The sequence below is a fragment of the Stenotrophomonas sp. STEN008 genome (assembly GCF_056760435.1).
Window position 1 is genome coordinate 1 of the sequence record NZ_JBRRET010000026.1, and the last position, 16,921, is coordinate 16,921.

The following is a 16,921-nucleotide window of genomic DNA, read 5'->3' on the forward strand; positions in this document are numbered from 1 at the left end:
GGGGGCGGGGGGGGGGGTGGGGGCCCCGCCGGGCTTGTGTGGTTTTCTTGCGGGGTCCGCCCCCCGCCCCCCCCCCCCCCCCTTCCGGCCCATCAGCAAGGCGCCGCTTTTGCTTTGGCTTTGGCTTTGGCTTCGGCTTCGGCTCCGAACAGCGGGCCGGCGGGCCGCAGGCCCGCCAGCGAAAACTCATCCCGCCACGATGTACTGCTGCAGCTGGTCCAGCTCGCGGCGCTGTGCATCGATCACCGACTTCACCAGATCGCCGATGGAAATCACGCCCAGCACTTGTCCCCCCTCCACCACCGGCAGATGGCGGATACGGTAATCGGTGACCAGCTGCAGGCAATGTTCGACCTGTTCGCCGGGCGCCACCGTCACCACCTTCGCAGTCATGATCTCGGCTACCGCCGTATCGCGTGAGGAACGATCGCGCAGGACAATCTTGCGGGCGTAATCACGTTCGGACAGGATGCCGACCAGTCGCGGCCCTTCCATCACCAGCACCGCACCGATGCCCTTCTCGGCCATCAGCCGGATCGCATCGATCACCGCCGCGCCGGGCGCGACCGCATGCACTTCAGGGGACTTGCCGTCCAACAGTTGCCGTACCGACGTCATCTGCCTGCCCTCCCAGGGTGGGTTGCACGACGGAGTCTGCCACGGACGATGCTAGCCAGGCGTCAACCAGGTACAGGGGACGCTGCTTGGACTCCTCATACAGGCGCCCCAGGTACTCGCCGATCAGGCCCAGCGCGATCAGCTGCACGCCGCCCAGGAACAGGATCACCGCCATCATCGTCGGCCAGCCCGCCACGCGGTCGCCGTACATCGCGGCCTTCACGATCACCCAGACACCGAACACGAAGGCCACCGCCGCAGTGGCCAGGCCCAGATAGGTGGCCGCGCGCAGCGGCACGGTGGAGAAACCGGTGATGCCTTCCAGCGCGAAGTTCCACAGCCGCCACAGGCTGAACTTGCTGCTGCCGGCCACCCGCGGGTGGCGCTGGTACGGCACCGCCACCCGGCGGAAGCCAACCCAGCTGAAAAGCCCCTTCATGAAACGGTGACGCTCACGCATTTCACGCAACGCGCTCAGCGCGCGTGGCGACAGCAGGCGGAAGTCGCCGGTATCGGCGGGAATCGGCGTGCGCGACAGGCGGCCGATCACCCGGTAGAACATCGCCGCGGTCGCACGCTTGACCCAGCTCTCGCCCGCGCGCGCCCGGCGCGTGCCATAGACGTTGTCATAACCCTCGCGCCACCGCGCCACGAACTGCGGCAGCAGCTCCGGTGGATCCTGGCCGTCGGCATCGAGAATCATCGCCGCACCCTCGCGGACGAGATCCAGCCCGGCGGTCAGCGCGGCCTCCTTGCCGAAATTGCGCGACAGCTTCAGCGCCGACACGCGTGGCTCGGACTGCGCCAGCGCGGCGATCACCTCCCAGGTTCCGTCCTGGCTGCCGTCGTCAACGTAAAGGATGTGGCCATCGATGTCCGGCATCGCATCCAGTACCGCGCACAGGCGCGGGTGCAGTACCGGCAGCGCCAGAGCTTCGTTGCAGGCGGCAATGACGACGGTGAGGCGTTCACGGATCATGCCCGGATTGTACGTCGCCAGTGCGGAGCGGCGCAGACGCCCGCCTCAGTCCTCGGCCAGGTACGCAGCGCCGCCCAGCTGCCGGGCCTGGCGCTGGATCCACGCGGCGCGACGCTGTACGTAGGGACCGGGCGAGGCCGCGCTGTAGCGCCGCGGTGCCGGCAACACGGCCGCCAACCGTGCGCTCTCGGCCGGGCTGAGGCGCGCGGCGTCCTTGCCCCAGAAGGTCTTGGCCGCCGCCTGCGCACCGTACACGCCGTCACCGAACTCGGCGATGTTCGCGTACATCTCCAGGATCCGCTGCTTGGGCCACAGCGTTTCGATCAGCACCGTGTACCAGACCTCCAGGCCCTTGCGGATCCAGCTGCGGCCCTGCCAGAGGAACAGGTTCTTGGCCACCTGCTGGCTGATGGTGCTGGCCCCGCGCAGCCGGCCGCCCCGCGCGTTGTGGTCACGCGCCTTCTCGATGGCCTGCAGATCGAACCCACTGTGTTCGGGGAAACGCTGGTCCTCGGCCGCCACCAGCGAAATCGGCAGGCTCGGCGCCATCTGGTCCAGATCCCGCCACTGGTAGTGCAGCCGGTAGGCCCAGTCGCCCGCACCCAGCGCCTCCCCGTAGCGCCACAGCATCACGCTGGAAATGGGCGGATCCACGAAGCGCAGCACCAGCACCTGCAGGCAGCTGAAGGCCACGAACAGCACCGGCAGCCACAGCAGCCGCTTCCAGTGCCAACGCCGGCGGCGCGGAACGTCACCGGCCACCTTCACCTTGTCCTGCTCTCCCCCTGCCCCCATTAGTGGTGCATCCTTCTTCTGCCTGGCTGTCGGCGCATTATCCGGCAACCACCCCTGTTTCCGCGCGATGTGAGCCGATGACCGCCCAACCTGATTCCCTGATCCGCTTCCTGCTTCCCGACGCGGGTGTCCGCGGCGTACACGTGCGCCTGCAGGCCACCTGGCAGGAAATCCTGTCCCATGCCCATTACCCGGACGCCGCAGCCGAGCTGCTCGGCGAAGCCTGCGTGGCCTCGGCGCTGTTCACCGGCCACACCAAGGTCGACGGCCGCCTGTCCATCCAGCTGCGCAGCAGCACCACGCTGCGCACGCTGTTCGCCGAATGCACCGCCGCCGGCACCCTGCGCGGCATCGCCCAGCTCAGCGAGGGCGCCGACGCGCCGCGCGACCTGTCCAGCCTGGGCGATGACGCCCTCCTCGCCATCACCATCGAGAACCCCGGGCTGGACCCGCGCGAACCGCAGCGCTACCAGAGCCTGGTCGGGCTCAGCGCCGCGGAACTGGACGAGGCCTTCGAGGACTACTTCCGGCAGTCCGAGCAGTTGCCGACGCGACTGCTGCTGGCCGCCGACCGCACGGGGGCCAGCGGCCTTCTGCTGCAGAAACTACCCGGCGACGAGGGCGACGAAGATGGCTGGTCACGCGCCAGTGCCCTGTTCGAGACCCTGGGCAGGGCCGAACTGCTCGCTACTCCCGCCGAGCAGCTGCTGCACCGCTTGTTCCATGAGGAGAACCCGGAGCTGATGGGCAGCAAGCCACTGTCCTTTGCCTGCTCCTGCTCGCGCGAGCGGGTCGCCTCGATGTTGCAGTCGCTGGGCGAGGACGAGGCGCGGGCGGCGGCCGAAGCCACCGGCGAGGTCGAAGTCCGCTGCGAATTCTGCGGACGGGAGTATCACTTCCCGTTGACGGAGTTCGGCATACTGTTCCACGGTGCCGAGGGGGCTGTTCCGGCACCTGAACGCCTTCAGTAAGCGGCGGGTCTTGCACCTGGGGAGGATCAAGGCTTGTTAAGAAATCATAAACACCCTAGGATCGAGTCCCCGCCCCTGCGGGAACTTCCGTTGTCTGTCCCTGTCTGAACTGGTCCGATGCGTACCTATCTGCGTCTACTGCTGGCCCTGCTGATCGCCCTTGGCGCGGTCGCGGGCGCGCATGCGCAGAGCAAGGACACCCGCACGGTGCTGCCGGTGTGGAACAAGGGCAGCGGCAAGGTCGAAGCCCTGCTCTACCTGGAACCCACCGGTGAGCAGGCCGCTGGCGCCCGCTGGCATTTCGGCCGCAATTCGCTGGACGCGGCCTTTGGCCTGTCGTCGGGCGACTCGCTGGGCCTGCTCTGCAGCAACAGCAGCAGTACCAGCATCAGCGGTCTGGCCAGCCACTGCATGCTGGCCAGCCTGGGCGACGACGATGACCTCAGCAGCCGCCGCTTCACCGGCACGGCTGCCCTGAACCGGGGCAGCAGCCGCCTGGGCATCACCGCCGGTACCGGTCGCGAAACACTGCCCGCCTGGCTGGCCGGCCCGAACAAGACGCCGTCGCTGCGTGCCGAGCAGAACGACCTGACCGTGTTCGCGCAGAAGAACATCGGCCGCGAAGGATTCGTGTCCATCGCCGGCACCTACGCCAAGGCACGCCTGGTTCCGCTGGCCGATGCCTCGCCGGCCCTGGTCGATCGCTGGGACAGCAAGAGCCTCAGCCTCGGCGCCGGTTACGGCAACTTCACCGGCAGCATCATCGGCCGCGTGGTCGACGTGCCCGGCCGCCCTGGCAAGTGGGAAGGTCTGGGCATCGGCCTGACCTGGCGGACGCCGTGGTCCGGCCAGCTCACCGTCGGCGCCGAGAACGTGATCAGCCGCGGCAAGAACCCCTTCTCTCCACGCAACGAGAGCAACGACGACGGCACCGTGCCGTATGTGCGTTACGAGCAGGATCTCTGACCGCTCGCACCTCCCTCATGCAGTGACATCGCGGGCGCCGGAAGGCGCCCGTTGCGTTTGCGTGTGCCGCACTCCCTCTGCGCCCCTCCGGCGTTGTCGCAATGTGTGCGTTTCTCGCCGCCGCGACATGTTTCGATACATATCAATGGAAACTTTTTTCATCATTTTTTTTTAACAAACGAGGCACCATGCCACAAACCCTACTGCAAGCCGTTGAAAAGTATTGACATTCCATGAATTTACACAAATCACAGCTTTGATTAACACAGCTTTAATTCTTTGCAGGCGCCCGCTACTATCGGCTCAGCCTCGCGATTTGGAAGCGCACTTTCGCTTCCCCGCCGGGCATAACCCCAGCCAAGATTTCTTGGAGAGAGAGAGCCAATGAATTTCCAGTCCAACAAGCTGCGTGACGCTGTTGTCGTCGCGCTGATCGCGGGTGCGGCCACGTCCGTAACCGCCCAGGCGCAGGAAGCGACCAACCTGGATCGCATTTCGGTGACCGGTTCGCGCATCAAGAGCACCGACATCGAAACCTCGCAGCCGGTCCTGAGCCTGACCCGCGCCGACATCGAAAAGCAGGGTGTGACCTCGGTTGCCGATATCCTGCAGCGCGTCGCCGCCAACGGTGCCGCACTGAACCGCACCTTCAACAACGGTGGTGACGGTTCGGCCGGCGTCAGCCTGCGCAACCTCGGCGCCGAGCGCACCCTGGTGCTGGTCAACGGCCGTCGCTGGACCACCGGTCTGGACGGCAGCGTCGACCTGAACACCATCCCGACCGCGATGATCGAGCGCATCGACGTCCTGAAGGACGGCGCTTCGACCATCTACGGCTCGGATGCCATCGCCGGCGTGGTGAACATCATCACCAAGCAGAACTTCGACGGCGCCGAGGCAAACTTCTACAAGGGCCAGTACAGCCAGGGCGATGGCGATCGTGAAGCCTATGACTTCACCATCGGCACCACCACCGACCGTGCGTCGCTGGTGCTGGGTGCGTCCTACGTGAACGAGAAGGAGGTCATGGCCGGCAATCGCAAGATCTCCGCTGGCGGCCCGCCGTTCTTCAGCGGCCAGAGCGGCACCGGCATCCCGGGCTCCTACGTCCGCAATGATCAGCGCTACGTCATCATCAATGGCGTGGAAACCCCGTTCGTCAGCAACGTGCACGGCTACAACACCGCGCCGGACAACTACCTGCTGACCCCGAACGAGCGCACCTCGCTGTTCGCTGTGGGTTCGTACAACATCACGGACAACATCTCCTTCCGCACCGAGGCGATGTACAACGAGCGCAAGTCCGAGCAGCTGCTGGCGGCCATGCCGGTGACGGGCATGACGCTCAGCGCGGACAGCATGTACAACCCGTACGGCCAGGACCTGACCGGCGTGAACCGTCGTTTCAATGAAACCGGCGGCCGTTCGTTCAACCAGAACGTCAAGAACTGGCACTTCTACGGTGGCTTTGAAGGCTTCTTCGAGTTCGCCGACCGCAACTTCGACTGGGATGTCGGCTACCGCTACGACAAGACCGACCAGAACGACCTGACCTACGGCCTGTTCAACATCCAGCGTCTGGATGAGGCGTATGGTCCGTCGGCGCTCCGCGATGGCCAGGCTGTCTGTCTGACCGCAGGCGGAGCCGTCATTCCGGGCTGCGCACCGATCAATCCGCTGGGTGGCGAAGGTTCGATCTCGCAGGCGGCACTCGACTACACCTCGTTCACCGCGCACGATTCGGCCAGCCTGGTGTCGAAGAGCTACTACGCCAACATCTCCGGTGAGATCGTGCAGCTGCCGGCCGGTGCGCTGGGCTTCGCTGCTGGTTATGAGAACCGCAAGGAAAGCGGCCAGTTCGACCCCGACGCCTTCATCGCAGCGGGCCTGAGCACCGGTAACGGCGCTGCGCCGACCAAGGGTGCTTACGACCTGGACGAGTTCTACCTGGAACTGTCGATCCCGGTCCTGGCCGATCTGCCGGGCGCCCAGCTGCTGGACTTCAGCGTTGCCACCCGTTATTCGGACTACAGCAACTTCGGCAACACCACCAACAACAAGTTCGGTTTCCGCTGGAAGCCGATCGAAGACCTGATGGTGCGTGGTAACTATTCCGAAGGCTTCCGCGCTCCGAGCATCAACAACCTGTACCGCGGCGACACCGATTCGTTCGAGACCTACGCCGACCCGTGTGCCCGGGCCAACAACCCGACCGGCGCAGTGCTGGCGCAGTGTATCGCCCAGGGCGTTCCGGCGAACTTCGTCCAGCCGAACACCGATGGCGAGTCTGGCCCGCTGCAGACCGTCGAGCCGTTCACCTGGAAGTCGAACCCGGATCTGAAGCCGGAAACCTCGACCAGCAAGACGCTGGGCCTGGTGTGGAGCCCGAGCTTCGTCTCCGGCCTGAACGTGACCCTGGACTGGTGGCAGATCAAGATCGAAGACGCCATCACCCGTCCGGCGATCGGCGACATCATGGATCGTTGCTACGGTGGTACCGCGCAGCAGCAGGCAGCCTACTGCGGTCTGATCACGCGTGACCCGAACTACGGCACCATCAACGAGCGCTACACCATCACCAACGTCGACATGCCGCTGATGAACCTGGCGTCGTACAAGGTGGAGGGCTGGGATCTGGGCGTGCTGTACAAGCTGCCGGAAACCTCGTTCGGCCAGTTCACCGTCAGCCTGGACGGCACCTACCTGAGCAAGTGGGAGACCAAGTCGACCGAAGATGCTCCGGTTGATGGCCGTCAGGGCCGCTATCTGGACCAGGATCCGTACTGGCGCGTCCGTTCCAACCTGTACGTCGACTGGTCCTACGGTGACTTCGGTGTCAACTACGGCCTGCGCTACAAGTCGGGCATGACCGAAGACTGCCTGCTGGGCGCATCCACCCGTGCCTACTGCTCGGATCCGGAAGGTCGCAAGAACCACATTGGTGCCACCACGTACCACGACATCCAGGTGCGCTACAACACCCCGTGGAAGGGCACCATCATGCTGGGCCTGAACAACGCGTGGGACAAGGATCCGCCGGTCTCGTACACGGTGTCCTACAACATGTTCGACCCGCAGTACGACCTGCCGGGCCGCTACATGTACATGCAGTACAAGCAGAAGTTCTGATCGGTTGATCGATCGATGACTGCAGCAACGGCCCCGCAAGGGGCCGTTGTTCTTTCTGCACTGCCGGCGCGTACCACCCTGCACCGGCAACAAAAAAGCCGCGATCAGGTCGCGGCTTTTTCGTGGGCAACGGAAACCGTCAGCCGTTCGGAATGAGCGTCTCGATCAGGTGTTCGACATAGGCCTCGAAATCCTCCCGCGCCTGCTTCGGCTGCTGCAGCTGCAGCGACAGCTGCAGGAAGCCCACATAGGCCGCATAGGCCAGGCGCGCACGATGGCGTGCGTCGGTGGAGCTCAGGCCTGCCTGGCGGAACGAGGCGATGAGGTAATCGAGGCGACGCTGCGAAACGCGGTCGATCACCGGCCGCACCATCGGATGGTCCAGCGCCTTCAGCAGTTCGCTGTAGATGATGTGCGGCTGCACTTCGTGCGCCACCATCTGGAACAGCTGACGCAGGCGCGCGCGCGGATCCGGCACGTCTTCCAGGCTGCCGAACACCTGCTCCTGCTCGAACAGCTCCCACCGCTCCAACGCCGCCTGCAGCAGGGCGTCGCGCGAGGGGAAATGCCAGTAGAAGCTGCCCTTGGTGACGCCGAGGCGCCGCGCCAGCGGTTCCACCGCGACGGCACCCACGCCTTGTTCAGCAATCAGATCGAGGGCCGCCTGGGCCCAGTCTTCGGCGCTCAGGCGGCTGTTGCGGCCGGCGCGCGGTTCGCCGGCAGAAGCGTCAGGTTGATTCATGGAGTGATTTAACCATACGGCGGGGTTCGTTGCAGTACGCGGATGCAGCCGAAGGGCTCCGCTATGCAGACCGGCCACCTGACGCGCCGCACCATACCATGCAGTATTGACATCCCCCGCAACCGATCCATACTAGCAAGTATGGTTACTTCCCCCACACCCGTTGCGTTCCACGACCTGCGTCTGGAAGCCGCGCACGGCACACGGCTGGCCGCCACGGCCAGCGATCACGGCCGCCGCGGCCGGGTGCTGTTCGCCCACGGTTTCGGGCAGACCCGGCATGCCTGGAACGCCACGGCCCGCGCGCTGTCTGCTGCCGGCCTGCAGACGCTGGCCTACGACGCCCGCGGTCACGGCGATTCGGACTGGAATGCCGCCGACCTGCCCTATCACGGCGAGCAGTTTGCCGACGACCTGATCGTGCTGGCCGGCGAACAGCCGCGCCCGCCGGTGCTGGTCGCCGCCTCGATGGGCGGCCTGTTCGGCCTGCTGGCCGAATCGCGCTGGCCGGGCCTGTTCTCGGCGATGGTGCTGGTGGACATCACCCCGCGCTGGGATACCGCGGGCGTGGAGCGCATCCTCGCGTTCATGACCGCCCATCCCGATGGCTTCGCCTCGCTGGCCCAGGCCGCCGACGTGATTTCCGCCTACATGCCGCACCGGCCTCGCAAATCCGAGCAGTCGCTGCGCGCGCTGCTGCGCGAGGATGGTCACGGCCGCTGGCGCTGGCACTGGGATCCGCGCCTGGTCGCCGAGCTGGCCCGCGACAGCGAGCAGCACCAGGATGCGCTGGCCGATGCCGCGCGCCAGGTGAAGTGCCCGATGCTGCTGGTCAGTGGGGGTCGCAGTGACCTGGTCACGCCGCAGACCGTGGCCGAATTCCTGGCGCTGGCCCCGCACGCGCGCCACGTGCAGTTGCCGCAGGCCACGCACATGGTCGCCGGCGACGACAACGACGCCTTTACCGCTACTGTGTTGGACTATCTGGACGTGTTGCCTGCGGTGGACGCCGCAGCTTCGTCCGTCACAAACGAGCACGTCACCGGAGCACGCTCATGAGCATCGTTCTTCCCTTCCTTGCCCTGCTGCTGGCAGGTGCATTCGCCGCCTACCACCGCATGCGGCTGGTCACCTGGACGCTGATCAGCGCCGCGCTGCTGGTCGCCTGCTGGTTCATCCCCTACGTCAACCAGACCGCCACGATCGTCGCCGCCGCCGTGCTGGCCGTGATCGCCGTACCGCTGCTGCTGCCGTTCATCCGCAAGCCGCTGCTGACCGGTCCGATGATGAAGGTGTTCCGCAAGGTGCTGCCGCCGCTGTCGCAGACCGAGCGCATCGCACTGGAAACCGGCTCGGTCGGTTTCGAGGGCGAGCTGTTCACCGGCGATCCGGACTGGAACATCCTGCTCAACTATCCCAAGCCGCAGTTGACCGCCGAGGAGCAGGCCTTCCTCGACGGCCCGGTGGAAGAGCTGTGCCGGATGGTCAACGACTGGGAGATCACCCACGTCCACGCCGACCTGCCGCCGGAGCTGTGGGCCTTCATCAAGAAGAACAAGTTCTTCGGCATGATCATCCCGAAGGAATACGGCGGCCTGGGCTTCTCTGCGCTGGCCCACCACAAGGTGATCCAGAAGCTGGCCTCGGTATCCTCGGTGGTCAGCTCGACCGTCGGCGTGCCGAACTCGCTGGGTCCGGGCGAACTGCTGGTGCATTACGGCACCCAGGAGCAGAAGGACCAGTACCTGCCGCGTCTGGCCGACGGCCGTGAAGTGCCCTGCTTCGGCCTGACCGGCCCGTTTGCCGGCTCCGATGCCACCTCGATTCCCGACTACGGCATCGTCTGCCGGGGCGAATGGAATGGCGAGCAGGTGCTGGGCGTCAGGCTGACGTTCGACAAGCGTTACATCACCCTGGCTCCGGTCGCATCGCTGATCGGTCTGGCCTTCCGCATGTACGACCCGGATGGCCTGATCGGCGAGACCCGCGACATCGGCATCACTCTGGGCCTGCTGCCGCGCGATACCGCCGGCGTCGAGATCGGCCGCCGCCACTTCCCGCTGAACTCGACCTTCCAGAACGGCCCGATTCGCGGCAAGGACGTGTTCATCCCGCTGACCCAGCTCATCGGCGGCGCTGCCATGGCCGGCAAGGGCTGGAACATGCTCAACGAATGCCTGGCCGTGGGCCGTTCGATCACGCTGCCGTCCACCGCCAGCGGTGGCGCCAAGGCCGGCGCTGCGGTGACCGGCGCCTACGCGCGCATCCGCAAGCAGTTCGGCCTGTCGGTCGGCCGCTTTGAAGGCGTGGAGGAAGCACTGGCCCGTATCGGCGGCAAGGCCTACAAGATCAGCGCGCTGTCGCAGGCCACGGCTGCCGCCGTCGACCGCGGCGACGTGCCATCGGTACCGTCGGCGATCGCCAAGTACCACTGCACCAGCATGAGCCGCGAGGTGATCTCGGACGTGATGGATGTCATCGGCGGCAAGGGCATCATCCTCGGCCCGCGCAACTTCGCCGGCCGCAGCTGGCAGGCTGCGCCGATCGCGATCACCGTGGAAGGCGCCAACATCATGACCCGCAGCCTGCTGATCTTCGGCCAGGGTGCGATTCTCTGCCACCCGTGGGTGCTGAAGGAGATGAAGGCTGCACAGGATCCGGATACCCGTGCCGGCCTGCAGGAATTCGACCGCAGCCTGTTCGGCCACATCCGCTACGGCATTTCCAACGCCGTGCGCTCGTTCTGGTTCGGCCTGACCGGCGCCCGCTTCGGTGCCGCCCCGGGCGATGCCTACACCCGCCGTTATTTCCGCAAGCTGGACCGCTATTCGGCCAATCTGGCGCTGATGGCCGACATCTCGATGATGACGCTCGGCGGCAAGCTGAAGTTCAAGGAATCGCTGTCCGGCCGCCTGGGCGATGTGCTGAGCCACATCTACATGACCAGCGCCATGCTCAAGCGCTACCACGATGAGGGCGCACCGCAGGCCGACCAGCCGCTGCTGGCGTGGGCCTTCCATGACAGCGTGCACAAGATCGAAGAATCGCTGTCGGCCGCCCTGCGCAACTTCCCGATCCGTCCGATCGGCTGGCTGATGTGGGCACTGATCTTCCCGCTGGGCCGCCGCGCCGAAGCACCGGGTGATCGCCTGAGCCGTCGCGTCGCCGCTCTGCTGATGGCGCCGAACGAAGCGCGCGACCGCCTGGCACAGGGTGTGTTCCTGACCCCGTGCGAGAACAACCCGGGCGGCCGCATCAACAGCTATCTGGCCAAGGCCATCATGGCCGAGCCGGTGGAGCGCAAGTTCCTGAAGGCGCTGAAGAGCAAGGGCATCGAGGCGCTGGACTTCCAGAGCCAGCTGGACGAAGCCGTGGCCGAAGGTGTGATCACCCAGGACGAGCGCACGCTGCTGGAAGAGCTGCGCACGCTGACCCTGGACACCATCACCGTGGACGACTTCGACACCCACGAACTGCGCGCGGCCAGCTACTACGACCGCCAGCACAAGGACCCGCACTCGCAGGCCGCCTGATCGTCCGCGACACGCGTTGCCTCGACGGCGGGCCTCGGCCCGCCGTCGCTTTATCCGCCCAACGGAATCCCACCATGTCCACGCCCCTGCTCTCGCTCTACAACCGCCTGCAGCGCTGGCCTGCCGGCACCTGGCTGTTCTCGCGCGCGGTGTGCTTCAAGGCGCCCTACTTCGCCAGCATCGCGCCGCGCATCACCCGCCTGGAAAACGGCCGCTGCGAAGGTACGCTGGTGGACCGGCGCAGGGTGCGCAACCACATCGGCACAGTGCACGCGATCGCGATGTGCAATCTGGCCGAACTGACGGCCGGGCTGATGGTTGATGCATCACTGCCGAAGGGCATGCGCTGGATCCCCAAGGGCATGCAGGTGCAGTACCTGGCCAAGGCACGCGGCACGCTGCAGGCGGTGGCACTGCCGGCGCAGCCGATCGTGGTCGCGGCCCAGGGCTATGCGCTGCCAGTGACGGTGAGCGTGCGCGACCGTGCAGGGACCGAAGTGTTCAGCGCGGTCATCGACATGTGGATGTCGCCGGCCAAGTGAGGTTCCGGCCAACGGCGCAGCCCCTCGTGGGTTGGTCGCGTAGAGCGTGTCATGGGTTTGGCCAGGCAGGTTGGGTTCGCGGGGGACGCCGCAAGTACGTCCTTGTAGGCTTGGCCGCGGCATCCATGCCGCGGACACCCCCGCGAACCCAACCCGCCCGGCCTCTGACAGTTTCCGCGGGCGTCCAGCCCACGGAGAAAAAAAAGAAAAGCAACAGCGACAGCAAAAAGCGGCCTATGGGCCGCTTTTTGCTTCTGCTCTTCTTTCTTCTTTTGCGTGGATGGACGCCGCAGAGATCCGTCGGAGGCCGGATGGGTCGAGCCGGGCGGGGTATCCGCGCCATGGATGGCGCGGCTAAGCCCCCAGGGATGGGTTCACGGCGTCCCCGCCTGGCTCGACCCATCCGGCCCAACCGCCAAGCCGCATGCCGCGGCCAACCCACGAGGGGCTGCGCCGTTGGCCGGAACTCTCACACCAGCGCGCGCAGCACCAGCGCCAGGATCGCCGGCAGCGCCTGGATCATGAAGATCCGGCGGCTCACGCTGTACGCGCCATAGCACCCCGCCACGACCACGCAGGCCAGCGAGAACGTCACCAGCACCGGCTGTGCCATCACCAGCCCCGCCACGATGCCGGCCGCCAGGAAGCCGTTGTACAGCCCCTGGTTGGCCGCCAGCACCTGTGTGGTCTGCGCCTTCTCCGGCGTGTTGCGGAACGTCTTCAGCCCCAGTGGCCGCGTCCACAGGAACATCTCCAGCACCAGGAAGTAGACGTGCAGCAGGGCGACCAGCAGAGTCAGGGCGAGTGCGATCCAGTACATGGGCGGTTCCTTGAACAGGGATGGAGAATGGGGTCAGATCCCTTTCCTGCCGGAAAAGGATCTGACCCCGGAAAATCAGCGGTCGCGGGGCAGCTTCTTCTCTTCGCGCAGCACGCCGAACGCGGCCAGCGTCATGAACGCGGCCACCGCGACGCCTCCGATGAACACCACGTGCGAACCGAACAATGCCAGTCCCTTGTGCACCCAGGTGAAGCTCAGGTCGGCCCCACGATAGACCACCGTGTCGATGGCCGCACCGGCCTTGTAGCGCCATTGACGGTCGACACGGGTATAGATCGTCTCGCGTGCCGGCTTGGCCAGGGCGAACTCGCTGGCCCGGGTCATCACCTGCACCACCGCCACCATCAGCGGCATCGGCGACGCCGCCAGCACCGAGAAGCCGATCAGGATCGCGAAGCCGGGAATCAACAGCGCCGGAGCGATGCCGTGGCGCGACAGCAGCCAGCGGGTCAGGCCCAGCTGCATCAGCAGGGCCAGCGCGTTCACCGCCAGATCGATGCGCGAGAAAAATGCGGTGCTCGCCGCAGGGTCGGTGAACGACGCGCGCACGATGCTGGCCTGCTGGTTGTACAGCAGCGTTCCCACGCCGACGCCAAACACCACCATGATGGCCAGCCAGCGCAGCAGGGGCTCGCGCGCGATCAGCTTCAGGCCATCAAGCACGCTGCCGCCCATCGGCTGCTCGCCGGAGACCAGTTGCTGCTCGCGTTCACGCAGCACCGCCCAGTGCCGCAAGCGCCAGATGCACAGCAGGCACACGATCAGGAAGCCGGCCGAGACCAGCATCAGGTTGGCGATACCCACCCGCTGCACCAGCGCACTGGTGATGATCGGGCCGAGGAACGCGCCGAGCGTGCCGGCCGCGCCGATGTAGCCGTAGTACGCACGGGCCTGCACGTTGGAGAACACATCCGCCATGAAGCTCCAGAACACGGCGACGGCGAACAGGTTGAACACCATGACCCAGAAGAAGAAGGCCATGCCCCGCCCCGGCACGCCACTGTCGAACAGTGCGTAGAAGCCCAGCAGGGTCGCGATGAAGAAGCCATACAGGGCCGGCAGGAATACCCGCCGCGGAAAGCGGCTGACCAGCCAGCCATAGACCGGCTGCAGCACCAGCATGATCACGAACACGCAGGAAAACAGGAACTGCAGGACGAAATCCTTCAGTGCGATGCCGTGGCTGGCGAACCAGGCGATCAGCACCGGCGGGAACACCGTCTCCAGGTCGGCCGAAGCCGCCATCGCCTCGCGTACCGGTCGCAGCACGTAGTAGCCGCTCAGCAGGCAGAAGAAGTAGAGGAACGACCACCACAGTGCCGGGGACTCGCGCAGCGCTGCCAGCAGCCCGCGCAACGGCCTCCCGTCCTGCACCGAACTCATGCGGCGCCCCACGCCAGCAGGCAGCGGTTGGACAGCGGCATGGCAGGCTCCGGGGGGCGGCAAAGCGCGTACGTTAGCCAATGCACTGCAACATCGCCAGCGCGGCACGCAGGTGGCACCGCAGGGGACTCGCACGGGCGACCGCCGACACGTTCGGATACACAATCCGGCAGCGTCAAAATTCCAACTTTTTCAACGAGATGCGCATTCATCTTCGCTTTGTTTGTGCACAGGCGAAAAGCGGCGCTAGAATCGCCATCAGCAGTCGCGCACGGGTCCAACCGATGAAAAAGAACAGCCTGCGTCGTCCGATCCGTTCGGCGGCCACCGGTTTGCTGGGCATGCTGATGCCCGTTGCCTTGTCCACCACCGCGCAGACCCCGCCGGCCTTGCCGCCGATGCCGGCCAACATCGAGACCGCGGCCGCGCCGGCCGTCGCTCATACCCAGCCGGCCGCTTACCGTACCGGCCTGATGCCGCAGGTGCAGGCACCCGCCCCCGGCTTCAACGTTGCCAACATCGAATCGATGGCGCAGCAGCTCACCTATGGCGAGCGCGTGCCGGGCATGGCGGTGGCGATCGTGCAGGGCGGACGCGTGCTGAGTGCGCGCGGTTACGGCGTCACCGACGTCAACAATCCGCTGCCGGTCGATGCCCATACCGTGTTCCGGCTGGCCTCGCTGTCCAAGGCCTTCGCGGGCACCATGGCCGGCCTGCTGGTCAATGACGGCACGCTGCGCTGGGACAGCAAGGTCACCGACTATGTGCCCGGCTTCCGCCTCAACTCGCCGGAAGCCACCGAGCGTCTGACCGTCGCCGACGTGCTCAGCCACCGCGTCGGCCTGCCCTACAACGCCTACGACCGTGACATCGAAGGCAACGCCGAGTACTACGCACTGACCCAGAAGCTGGCCAACACCAGCCTCAAGTGCCTGCCAGGCGACTGCTACGCCTACCAGAACGTGGCCTTCAGCCTGATCGGCGACGTCGTCTACGCCGCCTCCGGCAGCTTCTACGAGCAGGCGGTCGAGCGCCGCATCTTCAAGCCGCTGGGCATGAACGATGCCAGCCTCGGCCTGGCCGGCATCCAGGCCAGTTCGCGGTGGGCACGTCCGCATGTGCGCAGCCGTAATGGCTGGGTGTCGCTGACGCCGAAACCGACCTACTACCGGGTCGCGCCGGCGGCCGGCGTCAACGCCAGTGCCAGCGACATGGCACAGTGGCTGCTGGCCCACACCGGTCATCGCCCCGACGTGCTGCCGGCACCGCTGCTGGCCACCCTGCATTCGAGCCTGATCAACACGCCGGGCGAAATGCGGTCGGGCTGGCGCCGCGAGCGTCTGCATTCGGCCGGCTACGCGCTCGGCTGGCGCACCTTCGATTACGCCGGTCATGACGTGGTGTTCCACGCCGGCGCCGTGCAGGGCTACCGTGGCCTTGTCGCTCTGGTCCCGGAGCGTGATCTCGGCATCGCGATCATGTGGAACGGCGAAAGCGGCCTGCCCAGCGGCCTGCTGCCGACCGTGCTCGACTCCGCGCTTGGCCTTCCCTCGCAACGTTGGCTGGACGTGGATACCGACTTCGGCAGCGACAACCTGATGGCCGAGGGCGCAAGCCCGGCGCAGCAGGACAAGCGCAAGGGCAAGGGTGCATCCAGCAACCGCGCGGTCGCCTCGCCGCGCTGAACCGGCACTCCCTGGCATCACCGGAAGGGCGGCCCATCGGTCGCCCTTTTTTCTTGCGGGCTGCAGGCAGGGGATAAAAAAACCCCCTCCTCGCTGGGCAGCCGAGGAAGGGGTTTCAGGGTACGGCTATCGGGAAGTACTTAGATCAGCGGCGCCGGGGTTGCCGGCAGAGCGACCGGAGCGGCCTTCTTCTTGCGGGCGGCCGGCTTGCGCTTGGCGACCTTCTTCGCTGCCTTCTTCGGGGCAGCCTTCTTGGTCGCCTTCTTGGCCGCCTTCTTCGCAACCTTCTTTACGGCCTTCTTGGTCGCCTTCTTGGCGACCTTCTTGGCCGGCTTGCGGGCAGTGGTCTTCTTGGCGGCCTTCTTTGCAGTCTTCTTCGCTGCCTTCTTGGCGACCTTCTTCACTGCCTTCTTCGCGGTCTTCTTCGCCGGCTTCTTGGCTACCTTCTTTGCCGCCTTCTTCACTGCCTTCTTCGCAGTGGTCTTCTTGGCGACCTTCTTCGCAGCCTTCTTCACCGCCTTCTTGGCGGTCGCCTTCTTTGCGACCTTCTTCACTGCCTTCTTGGCAGCGGCCTTCTTAGCGACCTTCTTCACCGCCTTCTTGGCGGCGGGCTTTTTCTTCGCAGCTTTCTTGGTTGCCATGGGATGGCTCCTCGTCAGTGATAGGGAGTTGAAACGCCCAGGTGGATCAAACCCGCGGATGCTGCGTGCGGGGACCGCCGGCGCGTCAGGCGCGCC

At 65.9% G+C, this 16,921-nt stretch carries 14 protein-coding genes; 7 read left to right on the top strand and 7 right to left on the bottom strand.

Translation table 11 applies throughout. From position 1 onward, the window contains the following. Window positions 1-186 precede the first annotated feature (186 nt). Genes ACVOME_RS12855 through mtgA form a run of 3 tightly spaced genes read right to left on the bottom strand, consistent with a single transcriptional unit; the run spans window position 187 to window position 2,392 of the window. On the bottom strand, window positions 187-618 hold the full coding sequence (locus tag ACVOME_RS12855; RefSeq protein WP_053520201.1) for a CBS domain-containing protein: 432 nt from the start codon (window positions 616-618) through the stop codon (window positions 187-189). Continuing rightward, on the bottom strand, window positions 578-1,597 hold the full coding sequence (locus tag ACVOME_RS12860) for a glycosyltransferase family 2 protein (protein ID WP_065174800.1): 1,020 nt from the start codon (window positions 1,595-1,597) through the stop codon (window positions 578-580). Before ACVOME_RS12860 ends, ACVOME_RS12855 begins: the two co-directional genes overlap by 41 nt. 45 nt (window positions 1,598-1,642) lie before the next feature. Beyond that, on the bottom strand, window positions 1,643-2,392 hold the full coding sequence (gene mtgA, locus ACVOME_RS12865; RefSeq protein ID WP_053520199.1) for a monofunctional biosynthetic peptidoglycan transglycosylase: 750 nt from the start codon (window positions 2,390-2,392) through the stop codon (window positions 1,643-1,645). A 77-nt stretch (window positions 2,393-2,469) separates the two neighbouring features. Between mtgA and hslO the strand changes: the two genes are divergently transcribed. The 3 genes from hslO to ACVOME_RS12880 all read left to right on the top strand — a co-directional run bounded on the left by hslO (window position 2,470) and on the right by ACVOME_RS12880 (window position 7,458). Next, window positions 2,470-3,363 (top strand): Hsp33 family molecular chaperone HslO, encoded by an 894-nt coding sequence (hslO, locus tag ACVOME_RS12870; RefSeq protein ID WP_414487990.1) that lies wholly within the window; start codon window positions 2,470-2,472, stop codon window positions 3,361-3,363. 117 nt (window positions 3,364-3,480) lie between these two features. Beyond that, complete coding sequence (locus tag ACVOME_RS12875) at window positions 3,481-4,329, top strand: XOO1806 family protein (RefSeq protein WP_414487991.1); 849 nt, start codon at window positions 3,481-3,483, stop codon at window positions 4,327-4,329. A gap of 384 nt (window positions 4,330-4,713) precedes the next feature. Next, window positions 4,714-7,458, top strand: a complete 2,745-nt coding sequence (locus ACVOME_RS12880; protein WP_053520196.1) for a TonB-dependent receptor — start codon at window positions 4,714-4,716, stop codon at window positions 7,456-7,458. Between the two features lie 139 nt (window positions 7,459-7,597). Here the strand turns inward: ACVOME_RS12880 and ACVOME_RS12885 are convergent, their stop codons facing one another. Then, the gene (locus tag ACVOME_RS12885; RefSeq protein ID WP_053520195.1) at window positions 7,598-8,200 is read right to left on the bottom strand and encodes a TetR/AcrR family transcriptional regulator; all 603 of its coding nucleotides are present in this window, start codon (window positions 8,198-8,200) and stop codon (window positions 7,598-7,600) included. Between the two features lie 141 nt (window positions 8,201-8,341). Between ACVOME_RS12885 and ACVOME_RS12890 the strand changes: the two genes are divergently transcribed. The 3 genes from ACVOME_RS12890 (at window position 8,342) to ACVOME_RS12900 (ending at window position 12,275) form a co-directional block, all read left to right on the top strand. Further along, the gene (locus ACVOME_RS12890; protein WP_065174796.1) at window positions 8,342-9,259 is read left to right on the top strand and encodes an alpha/beta fold hydrolase; all 918 of its coding nucleotides are present in this window, start codon (window positions 8,342-8,344) and stop codon (window positions 9,257-9,259) included. Then, window positions 9,256-11,733 carry an acyl-CoA dehydrogenase gene (locus ACVOME_RS12895; RefSeq protein ID WP_065174795.1) on the top strand — a complete coding sequence of 826 codons (2,478 nt, stop codon included), beginning with the start codon at window positions 9,256-9,258 and terminating at the stop codon, window positions 11,731-11,733. The genes ACVOME_RS12890 and ACVOME_RS12895 overlap by 4 nt, the downstream gene beginning before the upstream one ends. A 74-nt stretch (window positions 11,734-11,807) precedes the next feature. Continuing rightward, the gene (locus ACVOME_RS12900; protein ID WP_065174794.1) at window positions 11,808-12,275 is read left to right on the top strand and encodes a hotdog fold domain-containing protein; all 468 of its coding nucleotides are present in this window, start codon (window positions 11,808-11,810) and stop codon (window positions 12,273-12,275) included. 469 nt (window positions 12,276-12,744) lie between these two features. On the opposite strand, the gene ACVOME_RS12905 is transcribed toward ACVOME_RS12900, so the two are convergent. Further along, the gene (locus tag ACVOME_RS12905) at window positions 12,745-13,095 is read right to left on the bottom strand and encodes a DUF1304 domain-containing protein (RefSeq protein ID WP_053520264.1); all 351 of its coding nucleotides are present in this window, start codon (window positions 13,093-13,095) and stop codon (window positions 12,745-12,747) included. A 75-nt stretch (window positions 13,096-13,170) separates the two neighbouring features. Next, window positions 13,171-14,499 (bottom strand): NTP/NDP exchange transporter, encoded by a 1,329-nt coding sequence (locus ACVOME_RS12910; protein ID WP_481505161.1) that lies wholly within the window; start codon window positions 14,497-14,499, stop codon window positions 13,171-13,173. Window positions 14,500-14,783: 284 nt separating this feature from the next. On the opposite strand from ACVOME_RS12910, the gene ACVOME_RS12915 reads away from it, so the two are divergent. Continuing rightward, the gene (locus tag ACVOME_RS12915; RefSeq protein WP_053520262.1) at window positions 14,784-16,184 is read left to right on the top strand and encodes a serine hydrolase domain-containing protein; all 1,401 of its coding nucleotides are present in this window, start codon (window positions 14,784-14,786) and stop codon (window positions 16,182-16,184) included. Between the two features lie 140 nt (window positions 16,185-16,324). On the opposite strand, the gene ACVOME_RS12920 is transcribed toward ACVOME_RS12915, so the two are convergent. Further along, the gene (locus ACVOME_RS12920) at window positions 16,325-16,825 is read right to left on the bottom strand and encodes a histone (protein ID WP_065174792.1); all 501 of its coding nucleotides are present in this window, start codon (window positions 16,823-16,825) and stop codon (window positions 16,325-16,327) included. Between the last annotated feature and the right edge of the window lie 96 nt (window positions 16,826-16,921).

What these genes read in the sequence shown, in the direction of transcription:
- ACVOME_RS12915 (WP_053520262.1), top strand. Translation starts at nt 14,784, where the DNA reads ATGAAAAAGAACAGCCTGCGTCGTCCGATCCGTTCGGCGGCCACCGGT.
- ACVOME_RS12855 (WP_053520201.1), bottom strand. Translation starts at nt 618, where the DNA reads ATGACGTCGGTACGGCAACTGTTGGACGGCAAGTCCCCTGAAGTGCAT.
- hslO (WP_414487990.1), top strand. Translation starts at nt 2,470, where the DNA reads ATGACCGCCCAACCTGATTCCCTGATCCGCTTCCTGCTTCCCGACGCG.
- ACVOME_RS12860 (WP_065174800.1), bottom strand. Translation starts at nt 1,597, where the DNA reads ATGATCCGTGAACGCCTCACCGTCGTCATTGCCGCCTGCAACGAAGCT.
- ACVOME_RS12880 (WP_053520196.1), top strand. Translation starts at nt 4,714, where the DNA reads ATGAATTTCCAGTCCAACAAGCTGCGTGACGCTGTTGTCGTCGCGCTG.
- ACVOME_RS12920 (WP_065174792.1), bottom strand. Translation starts at nt 16,825, where the DNA reads ATGGCAACCAAGAAAGCTGCGAAGAAAAAGCCCGCCGCCAAGAAGGCG.
- ACVOME_RS12875 (WP_414487991.1), top strand. Translation starts at nt 3,481, where the DNA reads ATGCGTACCTATCTGCGTCTACTGCTGGCCCTGCTGATCGCCCTTGGC.
- ACVOME_RS12905 (WP_053520264.1), bottom strand. Translation starts at nt 13,095, where the DNA reads ATGTACTGGATCGCACTCGCCCTGACTCTGCTGGTCGCCCTGCTGCAC.
- ACVOME_RS12900 (WP_065174794.1), top strand. Translation starts at nt 11,808, where the DNA reads ATGTCCACGCCCCTGCTCTCGCTCTACAACCGCCTGCAGCGCTGGCCT.
- ACVOME_RS12895 (WP_065174795.1), top strand. Translation starts at nt 9,256, where the DNA reads ATGAGCATCGTTCTTCCCTTCCTTGCCCTGCTGCTGGCAGGTGCATTC.
- ACVOME_RS12910 (WP_481505161.1), bottom strand. Translation starts at nt 14,499, where the DNA reads ATGAGTTCGGTGCAGGACGGGAGGCCGTTGCGCGGGCTGCTGGCAGCG.
- ACVOME_RS12885 (WP_053520195.1), bottom strand. Translation starts at nt 8,200, where the DNA reads ATGAATCAACCTGACGCTTCTGCCGGCGAACCGCGCGCCGGCCGCAAC.
- ACVOME_RS12890 (WP_065174796.1), top strand. Translation starts at nt 8,342, where the DNA reads ATGGTTACTTCCCCCACACCCGTTGCGTTCCACGACCTGCGTCTGGAA.
- mtgA (WP_053520199.1), bottom strand. Translation starts at nt 2,392, where the DNA reads ATGGGGGCAGGGGGAGAGCAGGACAAGGTGAAGGTGGCCGGTGACGTT.